At 52.6% G+C, this 24,235-nt stretch carries 20 protein-coding genes and 1 tRNA gene; 15 read left to right on the forward strand and 6 right to left on the reverse strand.

Annotated features, from left to right (window positions below; all coding sequences use genetic code 11):
* Positions 1-656: 656 nt before the first annotated feature.
* Positions 657-1,307: an outer membrane beta-barrel protein gene (locus EG028_RS11515; RefSeq protein WP_120517003.1), complete on the reverse strand. Its 651-nt coding sequence runs from the start codon at positions 1,305-1,307 to the stop codon at positions 657-659.
* 19 nt (positions 1,308-1,326) lie between these two features.
* Positions 1,327-1,953, reverse strand: a complete 627-nt coding sequence (locus EG028_RS11520; protein ID WP_120517002.1) for a DUF4136 domain-containing protein — start codon at positions 1,951-1,953, stop codon at positions 1,327-1,329.
* Between the two features lie 567 nt (positions 1,954-2,520).
* Between EG028_RS11520 and EG028_RS11525 the strand changes: the two genes are divergently transcribed.
* From EG028_RS11525 to EG028_RS11560, 8 genes are all read left to right on the forward strand, one after another.
* Positions 2,521-3,663, forward strand: a complete 1,143-nt coding sequence (locus EG028_RS11525; protein WP_120517001.1) for a BamA/TamA family outer membrane protein — start codon at positions 2,521-2,523, stop codon at positions 3,661-3,663.
* A gap of 13 nt (positions 3,664-3,676) precedes the next feature.
* A complete protein-coding gene (locus tag EG028_RS11530) occupies positions 3,677-4,390 on the forward strand; it encodes a hypothetical protein (protein WP_123864644.1) in 714 nt (237 codons plus the stop codon).
* A gap of 117 nt (positions 4,391-4,507) precedes the next feature.
* Positions 4,508-5,050 (forward strand): RNA polymerase sigma factor, encoded by a 543-nt coding sequence (locus EG028_RS11535; protein ID WP_120516999.1) that lies wholly within the window; start codon positions 4,508-4,510, stop codon positions 5,048-5,050.
* A gap of 17 nt (positions 5,051-5,067) precedes the next feature.
* Positions 5,068-6,183 carry a FecR family protein gene (locus EG028_RS11540; protein WP_120516998.1) on the forward strand — a complete coding sequence of 372 codons (1,116 nt, stop codon included), beginning with the start codon at positions 5,068-5,070 and terminating at the stop codon, positions 6,181-6,183.
* Between the two features lie 209 nt (positions 6,184-6,392).
* Entirely contained in the window at positions 6,393-9,806 is a 3,414-nt protein-coding gene (locus EG028_RS11545) for a TonB-dependent receptor (RefSeq protein ID WP_120517026.1), read from the forward strand.
* A gap of 18 nt (positions 9,807-9,824) precedes the next feature.
* Complete coding sequence (locus EG028_RS11550; protein WP_120516997.1) at positions 9,825-11,654, forward strand: RagB/SusD family nutrient uptake outer membrane protein; 1,830 nt, start codon at positions 9,825-9,827, stop codon at positions 11,652-11,654.
* Positions 11,655-11,688: 34 nt separating this feature from the next.
* The gene (locus EG028_RS11555; protein WP_120516996.1) at positions 11,689-12,984 is read left to right on the forward strand and encodes an IPT/TIG domain-containing protein; all 1,296 of its coding nucleotides are present in this window, start codon (positions 11,689-11,691) and stop codon (positions 12,982-12,984) included.
* A 99-nt stretch (positions 12,985-13,083) separates the two neighbouring features.
* Positions 13,084-14,598: a DUF1565 domain-containing protein gene (locus EG028_RS11560; protein ID WP_120516995.1), complete on the forward strand. Its 1,515-nt coding sequence runs from the start codon at positions 13,084-13,086 to the stop codon at positions 14,596-14,598.
* Here EG028_RS11560 and EG028_RS11565 read toward each other — a convergent pair.
* On the reverse strand, positions 14,592-14,867 hold the full coding sequence (locus EG028_RS11565) for a hypothetical protein (protein ID WP_120516994.1): 276 nt from the start codon (positions 14,865-14,867) through the stop codon (positions 14,592-14,594). The genes EG028_RS11560 and EG028_RS11565 overlap by 7 nt on opposite strands.
* Positions 14,868-14,978: 111 nt before the next feature.
* Between EG028_RS11565 and EG028_RS11570 the strand changes: the two genes are divergently transcribed.
* The 5 genes from EG028_RS11570 to EG028_RS11590 all read left to right on the forward strand — a co-directional run bounded on the left by EG028_RS11570 (position 14,979) and on the right by EG028_RS11590 (position 19,344).
* Positions 14,979-15,764, forward strand: a complete 786-nt coding sequence (locus tag EG028_RS11570; protein WP_120516993.1) for an NIPSNAP family protein — start codon at positions 14,979-14,981, stop codon at positions 15,762-15,764.
* 29 nt (positions 15,765-15,793) lie between these two features.
* Complete coding sequence (gene yiaA / locus EG028_RS11575; RefSeq protein WP_120516992.1) at positions 15,794-16,204, forward strand: inner membrane protein YiaA; 411 nt, start codon at positions 15,794-15,796, stop codon at positions 16,202-16,204.
* A 148-nt stretch (positions 16,205-16,352) separates the two neighbouring features.
* The gene (locus tag EG028_RS11580) at positions 16,353-17,294 is read left to right on the forward strand and encodes an ROK family protein (RefSeq protein ID WP_120516991.1); all 942 of its coding nucleotides are present in this window, start codon (positions 16,353-16,355) and stop codon (positions 17,292-17,294) included.
* Positions 17,295-17,425: 131 nt separating this feature from the next.
* Positions 17,426-18,571, forward strand: a complete 1,146-nt coding sequence (locus tag EG028_RS11585) for an MFS transporter (RefSeq protein WP_120516990.1) — start codon at positions 17,426-17,428, stop codon at positions 18,569-18,571.
* Between the two features lie 11 nt (positions 18,572-18,582).
* Positions 18,583-19,344 carry a sugar isomerase domain-containing protein gene (locus tag EG028_RS11590; protein WP_120516989.1) on the forward strand — a complete coding sequence of 254 codons (762 nt, stop codon included), beginning with the start codon at positions 18,583-18,585 and terminating at the stop codon, positions 19,342-19,344.
* A 91-nt stretch (positions 19,345-19,435) separates the two neighbouring features.
* Here EG028_RS11590 and EG028_RS11595 read toward each other — a convergent pair whose 3' ends face one another.
* Together EG028_RS11595 and EG028_RS11600 are read right to left on the reverse strand one after the other, a co-directional pair.
* Positions 19,436-21,397: a M56 family metallopeptidase gene (locus EG028_RS11595; protein WP_206614445.1), complete on the reverse strand. Its 1,962-nt coding sequence runs from the start codon at positions 21,395-21,397 to the stop codon at positions 19,436-19,438.
* A 10-nt stretch (positions 21,398-21,407) separates the two neighbouring features.
* Positions 21,408-21,800, reverse strand: a complete 393-nt coding sequence (locus tag EG028_RS11600; protein ID WP_120516988.1) for a BlaI/MecI/CopY family transcriptional regulator — start codon at positions 21,798-21,800, stop codon at positions 21,408-21,410.
* 160 nt (positions 21,801-21,960) lie between these two features.
* Between EG028_RS11600 and EG028_RS11605 the strand changes: the two genes are divergently transcribed.
* Both EG028_RS11605 and EG028_RS11610 read left to right on the forward strand, forming a co-directional pair.
* Entirely contained in the window at positions 21,961-22,431 is a 471-nt protein-coding gene (locus EG028_RS11605; RefSeq protein WP_120516987.1) for a group II truncated hemoglobin, read from the forward strand.
* Positions 22,432-22,581: 150 nt separating this feature from the next.
* Positions 22,582-22,655 (forward strand) — tRNA-Met (locus tag EG028_RS11610).
* Here the strand turns inward: EG028_RS11610 and EG028_RS11615 are convergent.
* On the reverse strand, positions 22,637-24,160 hold the full coding sequence (locus EG028_RS11615; RefSeq protein WP_120516986.1) for a recombinase family protein: 1,524 nt from the start codon (positions 24,158-24,160) through the stop codon (positions 22,637-22,639). The two genes, EG028_RS11610 and EG028_RS11615, sit on opposite strands and share 19 nt — an antisense overlap.
* Positions 24,161-24,235: the final 75 nt, after the last annotated feature.

The following is a 24,235-nucleotide window of genomic DNA, read 5'->3' on the forward strand; positions in this document are numbered from 1 at the left end:
GGATTAGCATTGCGAACGGTCTTTTGACCAATGACGACAAATAATCTGATTCCTTTTTCCTCTTCTGTTTTTTTTACATAAAACTAAGTTCTTCCTATTTTATAGCCACTACAAACATAGGATGACGGAGGATCAGCGCCGAAGCAATCCGGATTCCAAACCTTTGCACTTTCAGTGCAGAGTATTTTAGTGCCCGGTATTACCGGAAACGAGTGGAGTACAGTAGTGAAAATGATATTACAGGGGATGGTAAGGGGCAGGGGGAGGGATACAACAAACTTACGGAATAAGGCGGTACGATGTAAAAATTTGGGATGGAATTGCCCCTGATCAGGGACGGGCTTCGGTGAAAGCAGGGACGAATGCAAAAACGCCGTCTCTGAAACGCGCTTTTTGCCGTCAATCGTTCGGCAATCCTTCGGTGATCCTTCGGTCATCCTTCGGTGAAACACCCTCAAACCCGTACCACGACCGAACACCACCGAAGGATCACCGAAGGATGGCAGCAGGTTGACCGTAAGTTGGCAGCAGGCATTTGATAGTATTTTAACACCCTGGATAGGGCATTTTCAGGCATAAAAAAGGCCGCATCCTGGAAAAGATGCGGCCGCTCCTAAGCATAAACAAATTAGCACTCATCAAAAACTTACATCTCTTTAATAAGCCAGGAATAATCCTATGTTGAAAGAGAAATTTTTAAGATTGTCGATCTGGAAAGCATCGTTTTTGTTCGTGGCGAAAGAATAACTCGCGCCCGCCAGTATGCCCCAGTTCTTTTGTCCCGGTGCGATCAGTACGCCTACTTCAGGCCGTACCAGGAAGCCCCAGTTCGTCTCCTCATCCAGGAAGATATTGTAATAAATATCCTGCTCGCTGTATTGCGTGCCGATACCAAGACCTACATAAGGCATTGCGGTTTTGCCATAATTGAAGTAATAGTGGCCTATCGCCGCAATGGGCACCGTATAGATCACGCGGTCCATATCGGTGGTGATGGCTCTGGAGCCTTCGTCGTAGGTAATAGTCTGGGTCGGGATGTATTCTTCATACGAATTCCAGCTGACGGACACGCCGAGGGAAAGCGGCTTGCCCGGGAAAAAGTGGCGGTATTCGAATTTACCGCCGGCGAAGCTGGTTTTGGTAAGGAAATCATTGTTCGTCGGGATGGATATTTCCCAGGACAGACCCCAGAGATTACTCCAGGTGCCCGTTGGGCGGGAGGAGCTTTCCATGGTACCGAAAGATTGTGCCGAAGCGTTGCCTGCCAGGAATAATGCCAGTATGCCGGTGAATAATATATTTTTCATGTCGGTTAGTTTTGGATGGTTATTTGGTAGTCAGGTACGGTGACTGGTTATAAGCCTGGTTGATGCCGTCTATCGCCCTTTGCAGGTTGGACGAGCCCGAGCTGCCCAGCGCGCCGTTCAGCGACATGGTCCATACTACCTGTAGTTTCTGGTCCGTGCTTACATTCTTGAGATCGATAAGCTCCGCGATCACGCTGCCTGTAGTAACGGAATAAGCCACGGTCCAGGGATAATAATAGGGGTAATACCAGCCCCAGTACCAGGGATCCCAATAACCGGGATAACCCCACCACCAACCGGGATACACCACTCCTACATTCACGTCTTTCACCGCCAGGGTGTTGATGCCAAGATCGGGTTTCAGCGCTTTAGGCACGAAAGTGTACCCTCGGGCGTTCATATTGCTTTTGATCGTGTTCACAAGCTGCAGCGCATCAGCTGAGGGCAGCAGCGTATCCGTTTTACTGGTGGATATCAGCGCTACCGTATCCGAGATGTAATACGTTTTGTAATTACTGAACGAAACGCCTTTGGCGGCATCCGTCTGCACCACGAAGTTCGATGACAACTGGCTGAGGTCGGGTTCTTTCCGGCAGGATAGCAGGAGAAGCACAAGCGATAAGGGTAAAAGTGCATGTCTTTTCATAGCATTAATTTTATATCTGGAGAACTATTCCCTGTTGCAGGCATGCAAGGTTCCGCGTAGCGGTTAAGCGTTTTAAGCGAGCGGAATATTGCACGGTTTGCCCTTGTCATAACAGGCCGGAGCCGTTATAACTTTGTTTTTCTTTGATACGGATGAGATGCTATGGGTTGTTTGTTGCTTAAAGAATAAAGAGTTCGTCTTTGTCTGTTGCCGGTTGTTTCAGTGGTGTTTTAAATCTGTGACGGATTTCCATTTTCAAATATACAATATTCAACATTTTCATCTTAATAGAGTTGCGTTCTGTGGCCTTTTAAACCCGTTTGTGATATAATCGTGGCTTTTTGTGTCTGTATACACGTCTGTGTATTTTAATGATGTTTTTCTACAACATTCTTTTATCCGAAATTGTTCATGAAATGATTTTTGGAAAGATTTTAATTTGCGGGTAACTTGTGTAAAGCCCGAGAGGCTTAACTTCCTGCATATACAACCTCACACTTCGTCAATATCATTCTCCGGCAAAAACATTTCTAACCTCATCAGCTTCACCATCAAGACTGTTTTAAAATGGTTATCAGAAGACTGATCCTGTTATTATCATTGCAAGTATTCCTGTATATCCAGGTTAATGCACAGCATACACGAAAATTCAGCCTGCGAGATTCACTGGATGGCGCCGTCGATCTTAGTGACTGGATCATTAATGCGCATGGTTTTGTGCCGGTACCGTATCCCATCACAGAGCCCGCTCTCGGCTATGGCGCTGCTATTGTACCGGTGCTGATCAGCCCGCGAAAGCAGCGGACCGGTAAGTACGCGCACCTGGCACCTTCGCCGCCCACTATCACCGGCGCCGCCGTCATGTACACGTCCAGCAAAAGCTGGGCGGTAGGCGCAGGCAGAACGGGCTCCATCGAAAAATGGAACTTACGTTATGCCATTACCGCCGCATACACGAATATGAACCTGTCATACTATAAAACCATTCTCAATAAAGAGCAGGAATTGGACCTTAACATCGAAATGATCCCCGCTTTCCTCCGGCTGAAAAAACGGATCGGGTATTCCAACTTCCATGGCGGCGTGCAATACTTTTTCGCCAAAACAAAAGCAAAGCTGCGCAATACCCCGCATCTCGATTCGCTGCTTGGCCCCAAAGAGCTGGAAAATACTTCCAGCATACCCGGCATACTGGTGGAGTACGACAGCCGCGACAATACCTTCACCCCGAATAAAGGCGTAAAGGCGCATATCAACGCAAACTGGTCCGACCATATATTCGGCAGCGATTATGACTATGTGAAGATGAACGGTTTCGGTTATGCCTACCTGGAATTTTCTCCCGCCTGGGTATGCGGCTTCCGGGGGGATATGCAGCAGGTGATTGGTGATGTGCCGATATATTTCCTGCCGTCCATAGACCTGCGGGGCATCCCGAAGGGACGTTACCAGGGGAAAACGAATGTGCTGGTGGAAACGGAGCAGCGGTGGAACGTCACAAAACGCTGGAGCGCGGTGTTCTTCGGCGGTACGGGCAAAGCATTTGACCAGTACAGCGACTTCGGCAGCAGCCAGTGGGTATACAATTTCGGAACTGGTTTCCGGTATAAACTGGCGCGCAAACTCGGGTTATACATGGGAGCGGACATCGCCCGCGGCCCGGAACAATATGGCTTTTACATTCAGTTCGGGAATGCCTGGATGAAATAAATCGCAATGCATCATGAAGAACATCAAACGCATTATTTTGTGTTGCATGCTGTGCATCACAGCGCAGGCCGCCAGCGCACAGGCTTTGATAGCCCTGGTATTTGGCGGCAAGATCAAGAACGACAATATCAAACTCGGCATCTACCTCGGCGGCTCGGGCAGCTGGATCACGGACGGGGACGGCCAGCAGCCCCGGATAGGCCTTGCTTTTGGCGCGTATACCGTTTTTAAGCTGAAACCGAAACTGGACCTTTGTATGTATATCATCATGAAAAGCCCGAAAGGCGCCAAACAGCTGAACTATACCGAAAGGCTGGTACAGCCCGCCGATTCCGGGCTGGTGGGCGCGGACCTCAACAGGAATTTCACTTACATCAACATTTCACCCATACTGCGGTACAACATCACACCGTCTTTTGCGCTTGGCTTCGGCCCCCAGCTGGCGGGGAGGATGCATGCAAAGGACAATTTCACCCGCGATGTGAACGACGGCACGCTGATGTATATGCACAACGTAAAAGATTATATCAAGCTGGTAGACGCCGGCCTCACCTTCGATATGCAATACACCCTCATGAAAGGAGAAGGGCTGCGGCTGAACCTGCAATACAATATGGGCCTTTTTAATATATATAACGGGGAATCCGGGCTGAACGGGCAGAACAGGCAGATTTTGGTGGGTGTAGGCATCCCGATAGGGCGGAAGAAACCGGATACCGCCCATTAGGAAATTCAAATTATTGAGTATCTTACCAGCAGTAAACAGTCAGCCAGATCAGGAATTATTGTTGTGCAAGCCGCTACTCCTGCACAGCCACCAAACCACGGTAAAGAATGTAAGCCAATGAGTCATTCTCCGGATACTCTTTTATTGGACCGCCTGAAAGAAGGGGATGAATCCGCTTTTGAAGCACTCTTCGAGAAGTATTACAAGATGCTTTGCGTAAACGCATTCTGGTTCCTGCAACAGGAGCAGGAGGCCAAAGACCTTGTGCAGACCTTCTTCATGGACATATGGGACAAAAAACTGTACAACAACTTCCAGGGCGATGTAAAAGGTTACCTGCACACCGCAGTGCGCAACCGCTGCCTGAACCATCTCAAAAAACAGCGTATCCGCCTGGACCACCACGAGGCGTTTTTCAGCCAGTACGAAACCGAAGGCCCCGAAGAGCCGGACGCGCCGCAGGATTATTACAAACAATTGCATTCTTCTTTAAATAATATCACCGGTCAGAAACGGATGGCTATCCAGATGATCTACCTGCAGGGGAAACGTTACCAGGAGGCGGCGGAGGAAATGGGCATCAGCCTGAATTCCTTCAAGACCCACCTGAAACGCGGGCTGAAACTATTGCGGAGCACCGTACAAACTAAAAAGTACTAACTTGTTAACCCGGTAATATGAAAGAACAGGAGCAAATATTTCAATTATACATACAACACCTTTCGGGCGCATTGACGCCTGAAGAGGAGATTTATATCGAAACGAAACTGAAGGAAGACGAGGGATTCAGAAAGGTGTGGATGTCTTTTTCAGAAGGGGACCGCGCCCGGCGTACGGAAGCCTTTGCCCGTGACCTGTCCGTGGACGGGGCATTGGCGGAAATAATAAGCCGGAGAACTTCCCGTGGCGGCGTACGCCGTATGTGGTATGCCGCGGCAGCCGTAGTGGCTGGCCTGGCCATTACCGGGGGCGTCCTGCTGTGGCAGGGGCAAAATCCCTCAGGGCAAACGGCGCAGCTGCCGGAACTACCTTCTTCCACGGTGAACCTGGTGCTGGCAAACGGCCAGACCATTACCCTGAACGGGGACAGCACACAGACCATATCCTTACAACAAGCCACCCTGCAAAGCAGTAACGGCACCCTGGCCTACCAGAGCACGGATACCTCCAGCAGCACGCTGCGCGTACCGGCGGGCGGCAGTTATAAAATGGTGCTGGCGGACGGCACCACCGTATGGCTCAATGCCTCCAGCAGCCTGCGTTTCCCTTTCAGTTTTAATGGACCCACGCGGGACGTGTACGTGGAAGGCGAAGCTTTTTTTAAAGTAGCTAAAGACGCGGAACATCCTTTTATTGTACATACCCCTCAAACAGCCGTACGCGTACTGGGCACTTCCTTCAACGTAAATACCTATCAGCCGGGCAGCGAACGTACCTCGCTCGTGGAAGGCAGCGTGCAGCTGCAAAGCCGCGACGGCAGGCAGCTTACGCTCAGGCCCGGCCTGCAGGCGGACTATTCCGGCAAAGGGTTTAATACTACCGCTTTTGACGAGGAAGAAGTGACTGCCTGGATGAGCGGGGTATATTATTTTCATCAAATGCCGCTTGCAGAGCTTACCTCCGCCGCATCCCGCTTTTACGGCATCCGCTTCCAGGCCGAAGGAGAGCGGTTTGCCACCGTGGCCATCACCGGCCTGATGGACCGGGCGCGCCTCCAGGAATTCCTCAACGACCTGAAAACCACCGCCGGCGCGGAAATTCATATCGAGAATCAGACAGTTTACCTGAAATAACAGGAGAAGGACAGACCTCCCCGGAAGTAACGCCATCGGAGCGGGGGCGCCGGCCTGCTGTGCAACCGGGTCAGGGGCTCCCGCCAGCCTGCCAGGGCAGGCATTCGCCAGGAATAATTCTACAGCGCAAAAAAAATTTCCTAACGGCTGTCACCCGTTTCAATAAACCGGGTGTAGTTATGCTGTATTTATATATCAACCAACATTCCATGATGAGACAATGTATGCGCAATCGGCACGCTATGCGGTTCCTCGCGCTTAGCTGCATCCTGTTTTCCATGCTGCTGCCCGCAACGGGACAGGTAAAGGACCCCACCTTACAGATGCCGGTAACGGTGGCGGGAAACGACATGAGCCTGCTCCAGGTGTTCCGGAGCATTAAAAAACAAACCGGCTTCACCCTCGTATACAGCAACCAGCTGCTGAACGACGGCGAAAAAATGAACCTCAACTTCCGCAACACAAAACTGAAAGACGTACTGGACTTTGTACTGAAAAACAAAGGCATTGTGTACGAAGTACGGAGCAACCGCATCGTGCTGGACCGCAAGCCGGAGGAAACGCTTGCAAAGCCGCTCGCCGCACAGGAGGATAAGCGGGAGGAGACGGTAAAAGGGCAGATCATGGATGCCGAAGGGAATGCCTTGCCCGGGGTGACCGTGTCCGTGAACGGCACCAGCCGCGGCGTGATCACGGACGCTCTTGGCATCTTTTCCATCGGCGCCGCGCCCGGTGAAGTGCTGAAAGTGGTGATGATAGGCATGAACACCGAGGAGATCAAACTCGCCGGGCAAAAAGTGCTGAAAGTAACGCTCACCCCTAAAATTGACAAGCTCAATGAAGTGGTGGTGGTGGGTTTTGGCAAACAGAAAAAAGTGACGGTGACCGGCTCCGTGGCTACCGTGAACATGCAGGACATGCAGGCCCCGGTCCGTTCGCTCACGAACAACCTGGCCGGTAAAGTAGCCGGTGTGATCTCCATGCAGAGCGGCGGGGGAGAGCCCGGGTACGACAACCCGAATTTCACGCTGCGCGGCATCGGTACGTTCGCCGGCAGCGTAAGCCCGCTGATCATCGTGGACGGGGTGCAGCGTGAGGACGTGAACAGCACCTACGGCGGCGCATTTAACAACATCGACCCTGAAGACGTGCAGAGCATCAGCCTGTTGAAAGACGCCTCCGCCACGGCGGTATACGGCGCAAGAGGCGCGAACGGCGTGCTCATCATCACCACCAAACGCGGTGTGGCGGGCAAACCCAAAGTATCCGCCAAAGTGGAATCCGGGTATAACGGTTTTACCATATTGCCCAGCCTGCTGGATGGTGTAAGTTTTATGCGCCTGTACAACGAGGCGCAGGAAAACGCGGGCGCTGCCGCTCCCTATTCCGAAGAGACCATCGCCAAAACCGCCAGCGGCCTCGATCCTTATCTCTACCCTAATGTGAACTGGATAGACCGCATCTACAAAGACTGGGCGCCTATGGCTAATGCAAACGTGAACGTAAGCGGCGGCGGCGAAGCCATGAGATATTATGTGTCCATGAGTTTTTATAACCAGGACGGTCAATACAACGTTTCCAAAGCAAACGGTTACAACCCCAACCTTAATTTCAAACGATACGATTTCAGGAGCAATGTGGACCTGAACCTGACCAAAACAACTACTTTATCGCTGAACCTCGCCGCCATGCTGGTGAACAGCCGTTACCCCGGCAACTCCGCGGCGGCCATCTGGTACAACTCCTATTCCGCGAATCCTATTTCATTCCCTGTTCAATACCCTGACAATATATGGGCCGGCCCGCGCAACAACGGCGGCAACAACCCTTTTAACCTGGTGCAGAACAGCGGTTACAGCACGGAATTCCGCCCGTCTGTACAATCTGTGCTCAGCCTCACACAAAAGCTGGACGGCCTTACGCAGGGCCTCAGCGCGACCGGCCGCTTTTCCTTTGACAGCTACGCCGAATTCGGCAACCAGCGCCTGGGTACGAACGACCTCTGGTATGCCGCTTCCCGCAACCCGGACGGCAAGCTGAACCTGGAGCGCGTACGCAACGGGCAGAACTTTCTCGGTTACAGCGAATATTCTTCAGGAGAACGTGTGATGTATCTTGAAGGGAACCTTTCCTACGACCGCACTTTTGGCGACCATACTTTCGGTGGGTTAATGGTAGGCACCATCCGGAACCGCCAGCGGGGCACGGCAGGTAATGTGAAAAACTCTATTCCATTCCGCAACCAGAGCCTGGCCGCGAGAGTGACCTATGCGTTCAGGGATAAATACCTTTTTGAAGTAAATATGGGGGCTACCGGTTCCGAGAACTTCGAGCCGGGCAAACGCTGGGGTTTCTTCCCCGCCGTGGCGGCGGGATGGGTTATCTCCAAAGAAGGGTTTATGCAGGGCCAGGAAGTGATCTCCCTCCTGAAACTGAGAGCCAGCTACGGCACCACCGGCAACGACGCTATCTTCCAGGACCGTTTTGGTTACCTCACTTACCTTGAAGGTGGCAACGGTATTTCTTTTGGTTCTTCCCCGCAGTTCTACGGCGGCAATTACGCCCGTGTGATCGGCACCGAGGATCTTACCTGGGAAACATCGGAGAAGTCAAATTTGGGGCTGGATATAGGCATTGCGAACCAGGTAAACATCACGGTGGATGTATTTAGAGACAACCGTAAGAATATCCTGATCCAGCGCAACTCCATTTCCTCCATCGGCGGCTTTGGCGAGAGTGCCATTTTTGCCAACATGGGCGAAATGGTGAACAAAGGGGTGGACGGCAGCGTGGAATATCTCGCCAAATTCGGCAGGAACGTTTCCCTCCGTGTATTCGGCAACCTCACCTACGCCCGCAACAACATCGTATTCCGTGATAATCCAAAATTCATCTACGACTACCAGCAGCCCGAAGGCCGCATGCATTGGGAATACTTCGGTTACAAAGCCATCGGCCTGTTCACCGACCAGGATGATGTGGAGAAAAGCCCCACGCAGATGCGCACCGTATATCCCGGCGATATCAAATATGCGGACCTGAACGGCGACGGCGTGATCAATGACAATGACCGCACTTACCTTGGCAAATCGGAATTCCCGGTATGGTCTTACGGCTATGGGTTTAACCTGGGCATCCGCCGGTTTGAGCTGAGCGCGCTGTTTGCCGGCGTGGCCGATGTGTCCATCATGGCAAACGGCTCACGGACCGCCATGGGCGACGGTACTGCCAATGGCGTAGGCGTGGTGCCGTTCACCGGCATCGGGCAATATCCCGCGAATATCCTCAGCAACGTTACCGACCGCTGGACGAAAGACAATCCCCGCCAGGACGCCTGGTACCCCCGCCTCACGGTAGCCAACACCTCCGATAATAACTACGTGGACAGTGACTGGTGGCTGAAAGACGGCGGCTTTATGCGACTCAAGCAGGCTTCCCTGAGCTATAATATCATCACCGCCGCGAACCATGTGAAAGGCATCAGCCAGTTGCAGGTCTATGCTGCCGGTACCAACCTGCTCACCTTCAGCAGGTTTAAAGTATGGGACCCCGAACTGGGCTCCAACGGCGCCAAATACCCGTATTCAAAAACCGTCACCCTGGGGCTGAGGGCACAATTCTAACGTAAAAAGGATGATCATATGAACAAACATACATCTCTCATATTACTGCTGCTGCTGACTTTCACCTCCTGCACGAAGTACCTGGACAAAAAACCGGACAACCTGCTCACGGAGGAAATGATCTGGACGACCCGTGCAAACGCGGAGAGTTATCTCTACAACATTTACAGCCATATCTATAACACGGACGGCGGCGACTTTGCCACCATGGGCGCCAGCGACGAATCCTCCGTATCCATCGGCACGGTGAACGTGCGGCAGATGGTATCCGGGAACTGGAGCCCTTCCAGCGGGTACTTTTACAACTGGGGCGGTTATTATACCGGTATCCGGAAAACCTTTATCCTGGAGCAGAACATAGACAAAGTGCCCGGCAACCAGCTGAGCGCGGAACTGAAAGCGCAATACAAAGCCGAAGTGGCTTTCCTGCGCGGTTATTTCTACTGGATGATCCTGAAACAATACGGGCCGTTTGTAAAAGTAACCGGCCTGCTGAGCCAGAACGAGGATTATAACAAATATCCCCGCGCGCCGTTTGACGAGTGCGTGGCCTATATCAACGAACAAATGGATGCGGCCGCCGCCGTGCTGCCCGATGAATGGGAATCCACGACCAACCTGGGCCGCCCCACCAAAGGAAGCTGCCTGGCCATCAAGGCCAAAGCCGCCATACTGGCTGCCAGCCCTCTCTGGAACGGGAACCCGGCTTTTGCTAATTTCAAAAACCAGGACAACACACCCCTGGCGCCGCTCACCGCAGACGTTAACCGCTGGAAGACAGCCGCGGACGCCGCCAAAAAAGTGATCGACGGCGGTAAATACAAACTCTTCACCAACCTGGACAACGGCGGCAGCACCTTTGACCCTTATGCTTCCGTACGCGATGTGCATCTTACCAACTGGAACAACGAGATCATTTTCGGAGTGGTGGGCTGGAGCCGCTGGGGCTGGACCAAATGCGTATCTCCCGGCCCGGGCGGGTACAATATGTACTGCGCCACGCAGAACCTGGTGGACGCCTTCTCTATGAAAAACGGCCGCACGATAGATGATCCGTTGTCCGGCTACGTGGAGACAGGTTTTGCAAACGCCGGCGATCCGGACCGCTCATGGGCGCACCGCACCGGTGAATGGAACATGTACGCCAACCGCGAAGCGCGTTTTTATGCGAACATCATGTACAACGCACGCCCCGTAGTGCCCGCGCAGAATACAGACGACCGCAACTATTATTCTTCGGACAACAATGCGAACGGGCAAGGCCGCGTGGAGTTCTATTACAACGGCAAATCCGGCCAGAAATCCGCCGGCAGCAGCAACATCACCGGTTACCTTCCGCTGAAACGCGTGAGCCCCGCCAGTAATATCCGGAATGATAACGTGAGTTTCCATGGCCCGTATATCCTGGTGCGGTATGCCGAAATACTGCTGGACTACGTGGAAGCCCTCAACGAATACGAACCGTCCAACCCCGATATCATCAAATACCTGGACGAGATCCGCACCCGCGCGGGCCTGCCTGGCATCGAAGCCGTGTACCCCGATGCGGTGGGCGACCGCGAAAAAATGCGCGTGCACATCCTGCGCGAGCGCCAGGTGGAACTGTGTTTTGAAGCAGACCGTTATTATACGCTCACCCGCCGCCTGCTGGCCGGTCTTCCGAAATACACCGCCATCTACGGCCTGGATGTGAACGCAAACGACAATGGTCTTGGTTTTTCCTTCACACAGTTCTACACCCGCAAAGTGTACCAGCAGCGTTACTGGGACAACAAGATGTACCTGTTTCCCATCAGCCTGGGTGATATAGAGCGGGACCGTGCACTGGTGCAGAACCCGGGCTGGTGATCCATTTTATTTTGACCAATCAATCATTCACGATATGATCAGATCATTTTTCAGATATCTCATAGCAGGCAGCCTCATGCTGGCCGCCTGTAAAAAGGACGGCGACAATAACAGGCACGTGGCCGGCGCGCCGACCGCCGTGGAAAGTTTTCTGCCCATGCAGGGCGGCGGCGGCACTTCCATCCTCATCAGCGGTGTGAACTTCGGCGATACCACGGAGGTGGAAGTAAGCATCAACGGTAAACGCCTGGCCGTAACAGGCAGCAACAGCAAACAGATCATGGCAGTAGTGCCCCGGAAATGCGGCTCCGGCAAAGTAATAGTGAAAGTGGGCGGCAAAGAAGTGTCCAGCGATGCGGAGTTCAACTATGTATTCACCCGAAGCGTGACCACATTGGCGGGTAGTGGTGTTGCCGGTTTTGCGAACGGGAAGGGAGAAGACGCCATGTTTCGCTTCAACAGCGAAAGCTGGTATCGTGGCAGCGGCATCGCCGTGGACGATGACCTGAATGTGTATGTGGCAGACCCCGGCAATCACAGCATCCGTAAAATAGACAGCACCGGCAGGGTGACCACGCTGGCCGGCAGCCCCGAAGAAGGAGACAATGACGGCACCGGCGCGGGCGCCCGCTTCAGGATACCGTATGGCGTAGCCGTGGACGCACAGGGAAATGTATACACCGCGGACCCCGGCAGCTGGAAGATCAAAAAGATCACACCGGACGGCGTGGTGACCACCTGGCTTGATGCCGGGATGGAAACCTGGCAGGTAGCGGTGGATAAAACCAGCAACGAAGTATTTTTTGCCAACACCGGCGGCGGCGCCATCTACCGCATTCCTTCAGAAGGCATGAAAACGCTGGTGGCGGATGGCATCTACAATCCCGGCGGCCTGGACTTCGACAAACAGGGCAACCTGTATGTAGCTGCCAGCGGTACCCACGTCATCCTGCGTTTGGCCAAAGGTACCTGGGCGCGGACCGTCATTGCCGGTCAGAACGACGTGCCGGGTTATCAGAACGGCGCCGGCACCGCCGCTAAATTCGCCACCCCCTGGGGCCTGGCAGTAGACGCGGATGGGAATATATACATCGCGGGGAATGGTACCTGGGATGGTGGTGCTTACAACCCGGATCAGAGCATCCGTTTTATCAAACCCGGGGACTGGCAGGTGAGCACCTATGCCGGCAGCGGTACATCCGGTTATGCAAACGCCATTGGCGAGGCCGCGGCATTTGCCGGGCCACTGGGCGTAGCGGTGGACAAGAACGGTACCGTGTATGTGTTGGATAAGAATAATAACCGTGTAAGGAAAATCATATCAGAATAAATACGCCATATCCGGAGGGAATAATGCCGGAAAGAAGCAGCGGAAACAGATGACTCATATTCGCGGCAGGAAACTGCTGCGCGCATAACAAAAATAATCATGTTAAAAACAATATTGATCGTGAGCCTGCTGGCGGCCGCGGGTTGCAGCAAAAGCAACCCGCCCGCCCCTGCTGAAGCGCCCAGGCAAAATACCTTTTATGTATCACCATCCGGCAATGACGCTGCCGCGGGTACTTTGCAGGCTCCGTTGAAAGGCATCAACACTGCACTGGCAAAAGCATTGCCGGGCGATACGGTAATCGTGCGCGCGGGCAATTATTATGAAAAGGTCTTTTTCCCGAAAGCCGGGAGACTGGAGAAAATGATCACCCTCAAAGCCTATGCGGGCGAAAGACCGGTGATAGACGGCACAGGGCTGACGGTGGCCGGGAAAGAAGCGCTGGTAACCATCCGCAACGCGAGTTATGTACAGATTGAAGGTTTTGACATCTGCAACCTGAAAAGCAGTACACCCTGGGCGAATGTAAACGGCATCGTTGCGGATGCCGGCTCTTCCAATATCATCATCCGCAGGAACAGGATCTACAACATAGAACACAATGTAGCGCCGGGCGACGGCCGCAGCGGCCATGGCATCGAAATAATCGGCAATACGGAAGTGCCGATGAAAAACATACTGGTGGAAGAAAACGAGATACACGACTGCAACACCGGCTACAGCGAAAACCTGACCATCAACGGGTATGTGGACGGGTTCATCATCCGGAAAAACACCATCTACAACGCGGAGAACATCGGTATAGACGCAGCGGGCGGATACGCGGCAAACCCCGTGGCGGCCTACAATTACGCCCGCAACGGCCTGATCTCTGAAAACACGCTTTATAACATTGATATGTCCACCGGGCCGGTGGGGCCCGTTCACGGCCACGGCGCCATCGCCATATACGTGGACGGCGCGCGGAAGATCACCGTGGAGCGGAACCGTATCTACGACTGCGACCGTGGCATCGGTATCGTCAGCGAAAATGACGCCTACCCGACCAGCGACTGCATCGTACGGAATAATATCGTTACGGGCAGTTACCGCACGGGCATCTATCTCGGCGGATATCTCGGGTATACCAGCGGCGGCACGCGCAACTGTTATGTAGTGAATAATACACTGGTAACAAACAACCGCGAACGCGGCGCATTCGGGGAAATAGAAGGGGAGCTGCGGCTGACGGAACAGTGTTTTGACAATGTGATCCGCAACAACCTCGTAGTGGCCGGGCCGGACGACCTCTTTCTGCACAAATACACTAACACCGGCAGCGGCAACGTGATAGATAACAATCTTTATTTCTCCGCCTCTCCCTCCGGCTGGATATGGAATACCACGAACGGTACGCCCTTCATGGATTTTAACGCCTGGAAAGCAGCCAGCGGAGTGGACGCGGGGTCTATTGCAGGAAGCGATCCGCTGCTGACGGAAGATTTCCGCATCCCGGCAAACTCCCCTGCAAAACAGGCGGGATATGTCTTGCCCGCGGATGTGATCGGCACGCTGGACTTTTCAGGCCAGCCGCGTATTCAGAATAATAAAGTAAGTATCGGCGCGCATCAATAAAAAACAGTCATCAGGATAGTTATGGTAACGGCTATCCCGATGATGCCGCCCAATATGCTGGCCACCGCGTCTTTTATTTCGTGGTGGCCTTTGCCGGTGATCCTGGAGAACAGCTCAAACCCATAGCTGATGCCGATTACCGCTACCAGCGCCAGGATGCCGGACACTACCATGCGGCCCGGCGCTATATATTCCGCCACGATCTGCAAAATGCTCCCCATCGGTATCCCTACAAAAAAATGCCGCCATTTGTCTTCCGCTATCTTCATGTATTGTTGCTAAAGTTGTTTCTAAGCTACGAAAAAAGCGCCGCGCAACACATCTATTTGCATCTTTAACGGAATGGCAGTATTTTATTCGCTGGTTAAATCCGGTTTTATATGAAATATTCCACCCTTTGTCTTTTCTTATGTTTGCTGACTGCCCTGTTTTCGGACGCTTCGGCCACTACGCCACCGCCCGCCCGGGAATTTTACCAGATCAAGGTCTATCATCTCAAAACAGAAACCCAGGTACAGCGCGTGGATAGTTTTCTGTCCATGGCTTACCTTCCCGCATTGCACCGCGCAGGGATCCGGAAAGTAGGCGTGTTCAAACCTATCCAGCAGGATACGGCCGATCTGAAGATCTATGTGCTCATTCCATTCCGTTCGCTGGAGCAGTTCGAAAAGCTGGACGCCGTGCTGGGTAAAGACCAGGCATTTGCCAAAGCAGGCGCTTCGTACATAGACGCCGTTTATAACAACGCTCCGTATACGCGCCTGGAGTCTATCCTGCTGAAGGCCTTCAGGGATCAGCCGGTGCTTCAGCTGCCCGGCTTTACCGGCCCCAAAAGCGAACGCGTATACGAATTACGCAGCTACGAAGGCCCCACGGAAAAATATTATGTAAATAAAGTAAAGATGTTCAACGACGGCAATGAAGTAGGCCTGTTCAAAAGATTAGGTTTTAACGCAGTGTTCTACGGTGAAGTGATATCCGGCGGTAATATGCCGAACCTGATGTACATGACCACCTTCAAAGACCGCGCGGACAGGGATGCCCACTGGAAAACATTCAGCGCAGACGCGGAATGGAAAACACTCTCCGCGATGCAGGAGTATAAGAACAATGTGAGTAAGAATACTCAGTACTTCCTGCGCCCGGTTGAATATTCAGATATTTGATTAACTTGGTGGTGAACTAAACCTATGCCATGAAACAAAAACCATCGTTAGCATTCGTAGCTGCCTCCTGGGTTGCCCTGTTCACGGGTATGCTCGGGTACATCATCGGTCTCTGGAACGCTGAAATGCAGCTCAATGAAAAGGGGTATTATTTCACGATCCTTATGTACGGTTTATTTGCCGCCGTTTCCGTTCAGAAGTGCGTACGGGACAGGCTGGAAGGCGTTCCTGTAACGGACATCTATTACGGCATCAGCTGGGTATCCATGCTGCTCACCATCATTCTGCTGATAGTAGGTTTGTGGAATGCGACATTGCTCCCCAGTGAAAAAGGTTTCTATGCGTTCGCGTTCCTGCTGAGCATATTTGGGGCCATTGCCGTACAGAAAAACACGCGTGACACGCAGGCTGCCAAAGCCGGTGTTACCGAAGAAAAGTAAACTTTCCTGAATTCTATGAAAGGCCATCTCCTGTAAAGGAGTGGCCTTTTTTTGTTCCGGGTAACGGCAAGCGGACGATAGACTGTCTTATTACCAGGTACGTTATGAAACATGCGGCGGTTGTTTTCCCACTCACAAAAAACAAACGATGGCAGTACTTTCTATTGATCTTGGCGGCACCAAACTCGCGTCCGCACTGTTTTCGCAGGCCGGGCCCGCCGGCAGCGTCACGTATCACCCTTTGGAAAAAAGAAGCGGCAAAGCCGTGGGAGAGATGATCTCCGGCTGTATCCTTTCCCGGATGCGGGAAACGGATATTACCGCCATCGGGGTGGCGGTGCCGGGCATCAGCCGCCGCGAGACCGGTACGGTGTGGGCGCCGAATATTCCCGGTTGGGACGATTATCCGCTGCTGCGGGAGATACGGGAAGTGTGCGGCGATATCCCCGTATTTATCGAAGGAGACAGGGCTTGTTATATCATGGGCGAAGCCTGGCAGGGGAATGCCAAAGGATGCAGCGACGCGGTGTTCCTGGCAGTGGGTACGGGCATCGGCGCGGGCATCTTGTCAGATGGCAGGGTGCTGCGCGGCGCGGCGGATATTGCGGGCGCTATTGGCTGGCTTGCGCTGGACAGGCCGTATAAAACGGATTACAACGCCAGCGGTTGCCTGGAAAGCCAGGCCTCAGGAGAAGGTATCGCAAAAGTAGCGGAGAGGCTGATCGAAGAAGATGCCGCCTACCAGGGTATGCTGGCGAAAGAAGGGATCACGGCCGGTGATGTGATGGAGGCATTTGAGCGGAATGATCGTATAGCCATACAGGTATTTAACCAATGTATAGAACTGTGGGGAATGACGGTGGCCAACCTCGTAAGCCTCTTCAACCCGCAGAAGATCATATTCGGCGGCGGTGTGTTTGGCCCCGCGGTGCGTTTCCTTCCCGCTATCCGCACGGAAGCCGCCAAATGGGCGCAGCCCGTGAGCATGGGCCAGGTGAAACTGGAAGCCGCCGGCCTTGGGAACCTGGCAGGATTGTACGGCGCCGCCTGTATTGCGATGCATGGGGCGGCGGATAAAGGAACTGTTTAAGAACGATATGGAATGCCCGTCAATAATGGACAGGCAAGCGGTATGGTAAACAGGATGCTGTATGGAATGCCCCGCGCAATTGCGGATGGCAGGCATGAAACATGTCATCCTTATGATTAACCTGGTGAAGTATGTACAATAAACAAGTGGTTTTTATCGCGGCCTGTCTGGGCCTGTTGCTGTTCGGCATTACGTTGATCACGCTGGGCGCCGTAGTGCTGGACCTGCGCCTGAAATTCGGCCTGGACGGCGTGGCCGCGGGCACCTTGTTTTCGATCATGCCCATCGGCATTCTTACCGGCTCGCTTTTTTTCGGTCCCATCTGCGACCGGTATGGGTATAAGTTATTACTGGTACTGGCCTGCCTGGGCTTAGGCCTGGGGTTCCAGGGTATCGCGCACGCCGGCTCCCTCACATGGCTAAAGGCCTCGATATTTTTATTCGGACTAAGCGGCGGGGTGGTGAATGGCGCCACAAACGCTGTGGTAGCAGATATCACCATGCGCGGGAAAGGCGCATCGCTGAGCCTGCTGGGTGTATCGTTCGGCATTGGCGCGCTGGGCATGCCGCAGGTATTGGGCGCGCTGAAACATCACTATCAATGGTTCGAGATCGTGTCCGCAGTAGGCTGGCTTACGCTGGCGATGGCGCTGATGTTCGCCATTATCCGTTTCCCGCCTGCCAAACACCAGCAGGGTTTTCCGCTCGCGCAGGCAGGGCGTTTGTTCTCAGACCTTACCCTGGTGATGATCGGATTCTTCCTGTTTTTCCAGAGCAGCTTCGAAGCGATCATCAACAACTGGACGACCACTTATCTCACCGCGGGCGATCATATGGAAGAGCAGGCGGCGCTGTATGCCTTGTCGTTATATGTGGCAGGGTTTACCGTTATGCGCCTGCTTTCAGGGACCGTACTCCGCACCGTACCGCCGGCGGGTATGCTGGTGGTGTCGTTATTGCTGATGCCGGCGGGCATTGTATTGTTGCAGGTGAGCAGCTCGTTTGTATGGTCCGCGGCGGGATTGATATTGCTGGGCGCCGGGCTGGCGGGTGGTTTTCCTATCATGCTCGGGTTTGTCGGGGAGCGGTATGCCGCCCATTCGGGTACGGCTTTCAGTTTTGTGCTGGTGATAGCACTCATCGGCAATATGCTGGTGAATTATATGATGGGGCTTATTGTGCAGGCGTACGGTGTGCAGCACCTCATCACGGTGGCGTTCGCGGAGTGGCTCCTGATGTTGCTGCTGTGCAGCCGGATCGTAAGACGTTTAAAATAAACCTTATCCATATGCTCGCAAAACAATGGCTGGCCAATGCCCGGCAGGTAATGGCGCAGATCGAGGACACACAAATGGACAACATCCGCATGGCCGCGGAAACCATGGCGGACAGTATCGCCTGCGGCCGCTGGGTACACACTTTCGGCTGCGGTCACGCTACTATTCCCATCGAAGAGATGTACCCGCGCATCGGCGGCTTCGTGGGATTTCACCCGATGATAGAATTGCCGCTCACCTTTTTTACCCGCATCACCGGCGAAATGGGCGTCCACCAGTTTGTATTCCTGGAAAGGGTGGAAGGTTATGGTGTGGAGATCATGAAAGGCTACAACTTCGACCCAAGGGACACCATGTGGCTGTTTTCCCATTCCGGTATCAACAATGTGAACATCGACGTTGCCATTGAAGCAAAAAAACGCGGCATGAAAGTGATCGCTTTCGGCTCCGCCGAAGAGGCAAAGGGTAAACAGACGCGTCATTCCAGCGGCAAGACCATCTTTGACGTAGCGGATATTGTAGTGGATTCCTGTGCGCCTATCGGCGATGCGTCCGTGCCGCTGAAGAACCACCAGGATAAAATCGGCCCGGTGTCCACCATGGCATTTATCACCTGTGTGTGGATGACGGTATGTACGGTGGCGGAAATACTTTCGGAGCGGGGCGTTCAGCTGCATATTCACCCTTCCCACAATGTACCGGGCGATACCACCGCGCGGCAGCGGCTGGAAGATGCGCTGGCTGCATATAAGGAGAGGATTGCGGGGGTATAGACGGGACTGGTGTATAGGAATTTCAGGACAAAAAAAAGCTGCCCGGACAAGGCAGCCTTTGTTGTAAGGTAAGACTAGTAATAGAAAGTTATCAGCATTGGTCTGCCGGTGGCACAAACTGTTTTTGCAGGGCCGGCGGCAATGACTGTTCTGCTTTTTCCCTGAATGAGGGTTTGATATGTTTCGGCGAATGCCATTTTATTTTCGCGGGTTCTTTTTTCACTTCTTTAACAGGGCTCTTTTTACGCTCAGGCGCAGCGGGCTTTTTTTCCTGGGGCAGGGAGCCCGTCGCGTCATACGCTTCGAACAGCGCATACGTGATCGGTTCTATCCTGATCACATCGGTATTCAATTGTACCTGTTTCAGAAAGGCGTTTATTTTCACCGTCCGTTGGGGTACTTTAGTTACCTGGAGAGAGGTGGGTTTGAAAAGATCATCGCCTCCGGCTTCTTTACGGGCGGGCTTTGACTTCATCTTTTTTTGCAGGGTGGAATCGGCTGACAAAGATTTAAATTTCTGGTTCTTATAGGTGCTGTCCCAATGGGAAGAAAGCTTCATCTTAAGACTTTTCAGGAGAATGGTGTCCGCCGCCATCTTATATAACTTATAGTGTAACTGGTCAGATTGCGTAGTCAGGTTGCTTTTTAGCACATGCATAAATGTGGAATCAAAACCCTTCATTTTTTCCAGATACTGCATCCGGTATACACTATCCACTTTCATTTCCTTCAGATACTGGCCTTTCATGCTTTTGAGGCGGGTGGTATCCATAGCTATCTGATACAGCTTGTAGGCCAGTAAGCTGTCTTTTGACTGGAGCTGCTTGTACATTTTATAGTATACGGTGTCTGTGCTGAATGTAATGACACGAACGCTGTCTTTGGATTTCAGCTTGTATACCTTCACGGAATCCGATTTCAGGGGAACCCGTTTTACCGGCCTTATTACCGTGTCCCTTTTAACTTTTACCACCTTAAAAGGCTTCACCGTGGTGTCTTTCACTATTTCCAGCTCTAATTGCGGGGTGGTGGCAGCTTGGGCAACTGACTGCTCTCCGGCAGGTACGAACCCGAATGCGGTGATACCGGCAAGCCCGAGGAGAAGAATACCTTTTTCCATAATGGTCAGTTTTTTGTTTTCGTTGGTGAGCAATCGTTTCACGCGGTCCAGCAGGTAAAACCGTTTGCGGCCCAGGCCCATGCCCAGCTGCAATTCCGGCTCCCCGGCGTTTTCAAAGGCCACGAGCGCCTGCAGGTAACTGGCCCGGTGAGGAGTGTGAGCCATGGCAATGTCATCGCAGCAGGCTTCCCGTTCTTCCCGGATGCAGGCGGAGATCCAAAGCAGGGCAGGATTAAAGAAAAAGATCGTTTCCGCAAAACGCTGCAGGATGTTCACAAGATAATCGCGGCGGCGGATGTGTGCCAGCTCGTGCAGCAGGATGGCTTCCAGCTGGTCCGCGGGCAGCTGTGCCAGCAGGCCTGCGGGTACGTAGATGCAGGGTTTCAGCCAGCCGACAGTAAACGGCATTTGTACCCTGGCGGATTCCATCAGTTTTACAGGAGCGTGGATGCCCAGGGAAAGGGCCAGCTGCCGGAGCTTTCCGGCCCATTCCACAGGCGGTTGAATGGTATTAGAATGGCGGATGCGAAAGATGTGGTAGAAGCCGGCGCCCAGCCTGATACATTTCAGGAGGAATATAAGCGCCCAGATCATCATGATCTGCATGGTGTGCGCATCGATAAACTGCAGGATACACGCGAGCAGGTCCGGCTGCGGAACGGGGGCGTAAGTTACAGCCACGGCAGCGGCAATGGCGGCCGGGGCAGCGGGAGCAGCCTGCATTTCAAGATAAAAGGTAAAACCCGCACCTGCCATGAACAGCAGGAGCACAGCGCCCAGGAGGTTGTACCGGAGGCTGGCCCTGGAACGTTTGGTGAGCAGCAGTACCAGCCCGGCCAGCAGTGCGGCGGGAATGCCCTGCCAGAGGGAGTGCAGGAAAGTGCGGCAGAGGGCCTGCAGAATATCTTCGGAGATCCATGCGGTAACAGGCATAACAGCAATTTTATTTTTCCATTTTCTTCAGGAGCTCGCGTATCGCGTCCAGTTCTTTTTTGGAAGTCTTTTTATTGCCCAGCAGCTGCATCATGAGGCTGCTGGCAGAACCGTTGAACATAGTGTCCACAAACCTGTCCAGCAGGTGGCCTTTGGTGGAATCTTCCTCCACGGCGGGGCTGTACACATGTTTCATCTGGCTCTCGTCGCGGTTGAGCAGTTTTTTGTCCACCATGATCTGCATGAGTTTCAGGGTAGAGGTGTACTGCACTTCCCGTTTTTGTTCATTCAGCACATCGTTCACCGTTCTGACGGTGGAAGGGCCCAGCTGCCAGAGCACCTGTAAGATCTCCAGTTCGGAGCGGGTAGGCTCAGGGTTCGCTTCTAGTTTTTGCTTCTTCATGTACTAAAGGTAGGAAATATTTCGTACGAACAAAATTTTACCCATTGAATTTTCAAAAAAGGATGAGGCGGGCCGGGAGGGAGGGGATGGGAAATATTGAAAATCAATGGGGAAGGGCGGTTAATTATCAGGTCTGAAAAAAGCATAAATTAGCTGTCTTATGAAAACTGTACCAACTTTATACGAATGGGCTGGTGGCCGGGAGGCCTTTGAGCGGCTGACGGAACTTTTTTATGGCAAGGTATTGCAGGATGAGTTGCTGGAGCCTGTCTTCAGGCATATGAACCCGGAGCACAGCAAACATGTGGCGCATTTTATAGCGGAGGTGTTTGGCGGCCCCAAAACATACACAGAGGATGATAATGGCAGTCATGCCGGGATGGTGCGCCACCACCTGGGCAAAATGCTGACGGAAGCGCAGCGCAGGCGTTGGATGGCGCTGTTGCTGGACAGTGCGGATGAAATAGGCCTGGCGTCGGACCCGGAGTTCCGCTCCGCCCTGGTGGGGTACCTGGAATGGGGCAGCCGCCTTGCGATCATGAATTCCAGCACAGCGGACAACCCCATCAGCGAAGGCGAGCCGATGCCCAAGTGGGGCTGGGGGGAGACCGGCGGACCGTATCAACCGTGAAGGATGGACGGAATAATACCGCTCCCGATGCGCTACCATAGCGGAATAAAAACTTTTTGCCGAGAACTTTTGATTTTAACCGATTAGCCTGTATCTTTGCACTCCGAATTTGAAACGGCTGGTACTACCAGGGATTTCAGACGCGGATTTGGCGAGGTAGCTCAGGTGGTTAGAGCGTTGGATTCATAACCCAAAGGTCTCGGGTTCAACTCCCGATCTCGCTACGAATGGGATTTTCACCCAAATCATTAGAGGACTGTTCTACAAAGAGCAGTCCTTTTTCTTTGAGCTTCACCGCGTTATGTGCAAGCGCCGGATTGATCGAAGGTGTTCTAAATGCGCCTTCGTGATATGTGAGGCCATGTTTGAACACCCCTCTCAGGATGCTGTGTTTTTGTGTAACAGTTGCTTTTCGATAGATACTTTTTATGGAGGTCAGGTAGGGGAGAACCTGGTACAGTTTATCCCATTTTTCATTTCTGTTTTTCGTCAGCGAGTTGATCTCTTCCATTAACAGCGCGCGCTGGATTTGAAATTTCTTGTGCCACTTTTTGTAGGTGTCAGGCTCGATAACGTCCTCCATTAAACGGGTTTCGTTTTTTTCAATCTTCTGGTTTATTTCTTCCAGCTGCCGGGATTTTATGGCTACCTGTTGGGTTCTTTCGTTCAGGGCTTCTCCCATTCTTTCTTTGGCCTTTTGAGCAATGAAGATGGTTTGATCCGGGCGGAAGCTGCTGAGTTCGAGAATTTCATCCAGCTGCGCATGCAGTTTTGTGGCCGGGAAGTTACGGCCGTTGTGTATCCGGCAGCGGTAGTAATTGTAGTATTTTTTCTTGCCTTTGCTCTTGCCTGCTGTCAGATTCTGGCCGCAGGTACATTTCAGAATTCCGCGTAGGGGAACCTCTTCAATAGGCATGGACTTGTTAGGTTTGAGGTTGCCCAGCAGTTCTTGCGCCCGCCAAAACTCTGATTCTGTAATAATGGGTTTGTGCAAACCGGGGATGATCCTTTCCGGGGTTTTCCTGTTCGCCGGCACTTTTATCAGCCCGGCATACAGGCAATTATTCAGGACGCGGGGAACGGCGGAGTTACCGGAATAGGTAAAGCCGAGCGCCTTTGCTTCTCTGTGTATTTGCTTAAAGGGATGGCCTAATAGATAATCGCGGAATATCTTTTTGATAACAAAGGCCCGCTCTTCATCGATCTCTATGAATCCTTTCCCGCCTTCGACTTTCACATTCCTGTAACCAAAGGGAGCTTTGTTGACGAAACGCCCGCTTTCCAAAGCCTGCCGGATGCCTTGGGAAGTTCGGCGGCGGATGTTGAAAAGCTCGTTGTTTGCCATCATGTATTTGAAGGCGCGGGTCATGAAAACGTTGGGGTCGGTGGTGTCGAGGTCTACCGGTTCACTGGTGGCCAGTACCTTTATCCCGAACTTCATTTCCAAGTGGTTTATTTTCATGAGGGCTTCCGGCAGGTTGCGGCTGAAGCGGTCATGATCCATCACTATTAGGAACTGAACTTTGCCTTTGTGCTTTTTTATGAAGGCTTCCAAGGCTATCCAGTCCGGGCGGTCGAAGGTGAAGCTGCTTTCCCCATCATCCTCGAACAGGTTCAATAGTTCAAGGTTGTTTCTCGTGCAATACTCTTTAATGCTGCTTTTCTGATAGTCCAATGAGTATTTGGACTGGTCTTTCGTGCTGATTCGTACGTACCCGATTGCATTCATAACGTTTCGTTTAAAATAAGTTCGACAATGATACAGGCCATTAACTCACAAAATTCAATCTCTTCTTGATTCATA

The organism is Chitinophaga barathri (assembly GCF_003807585.1).
Lineage (GTDB): Bacteria > Bacteroidota > Bacteroidia > Chitinophagales > Chitinophagaceae > Chitinophaga > Chitinophaga barathri.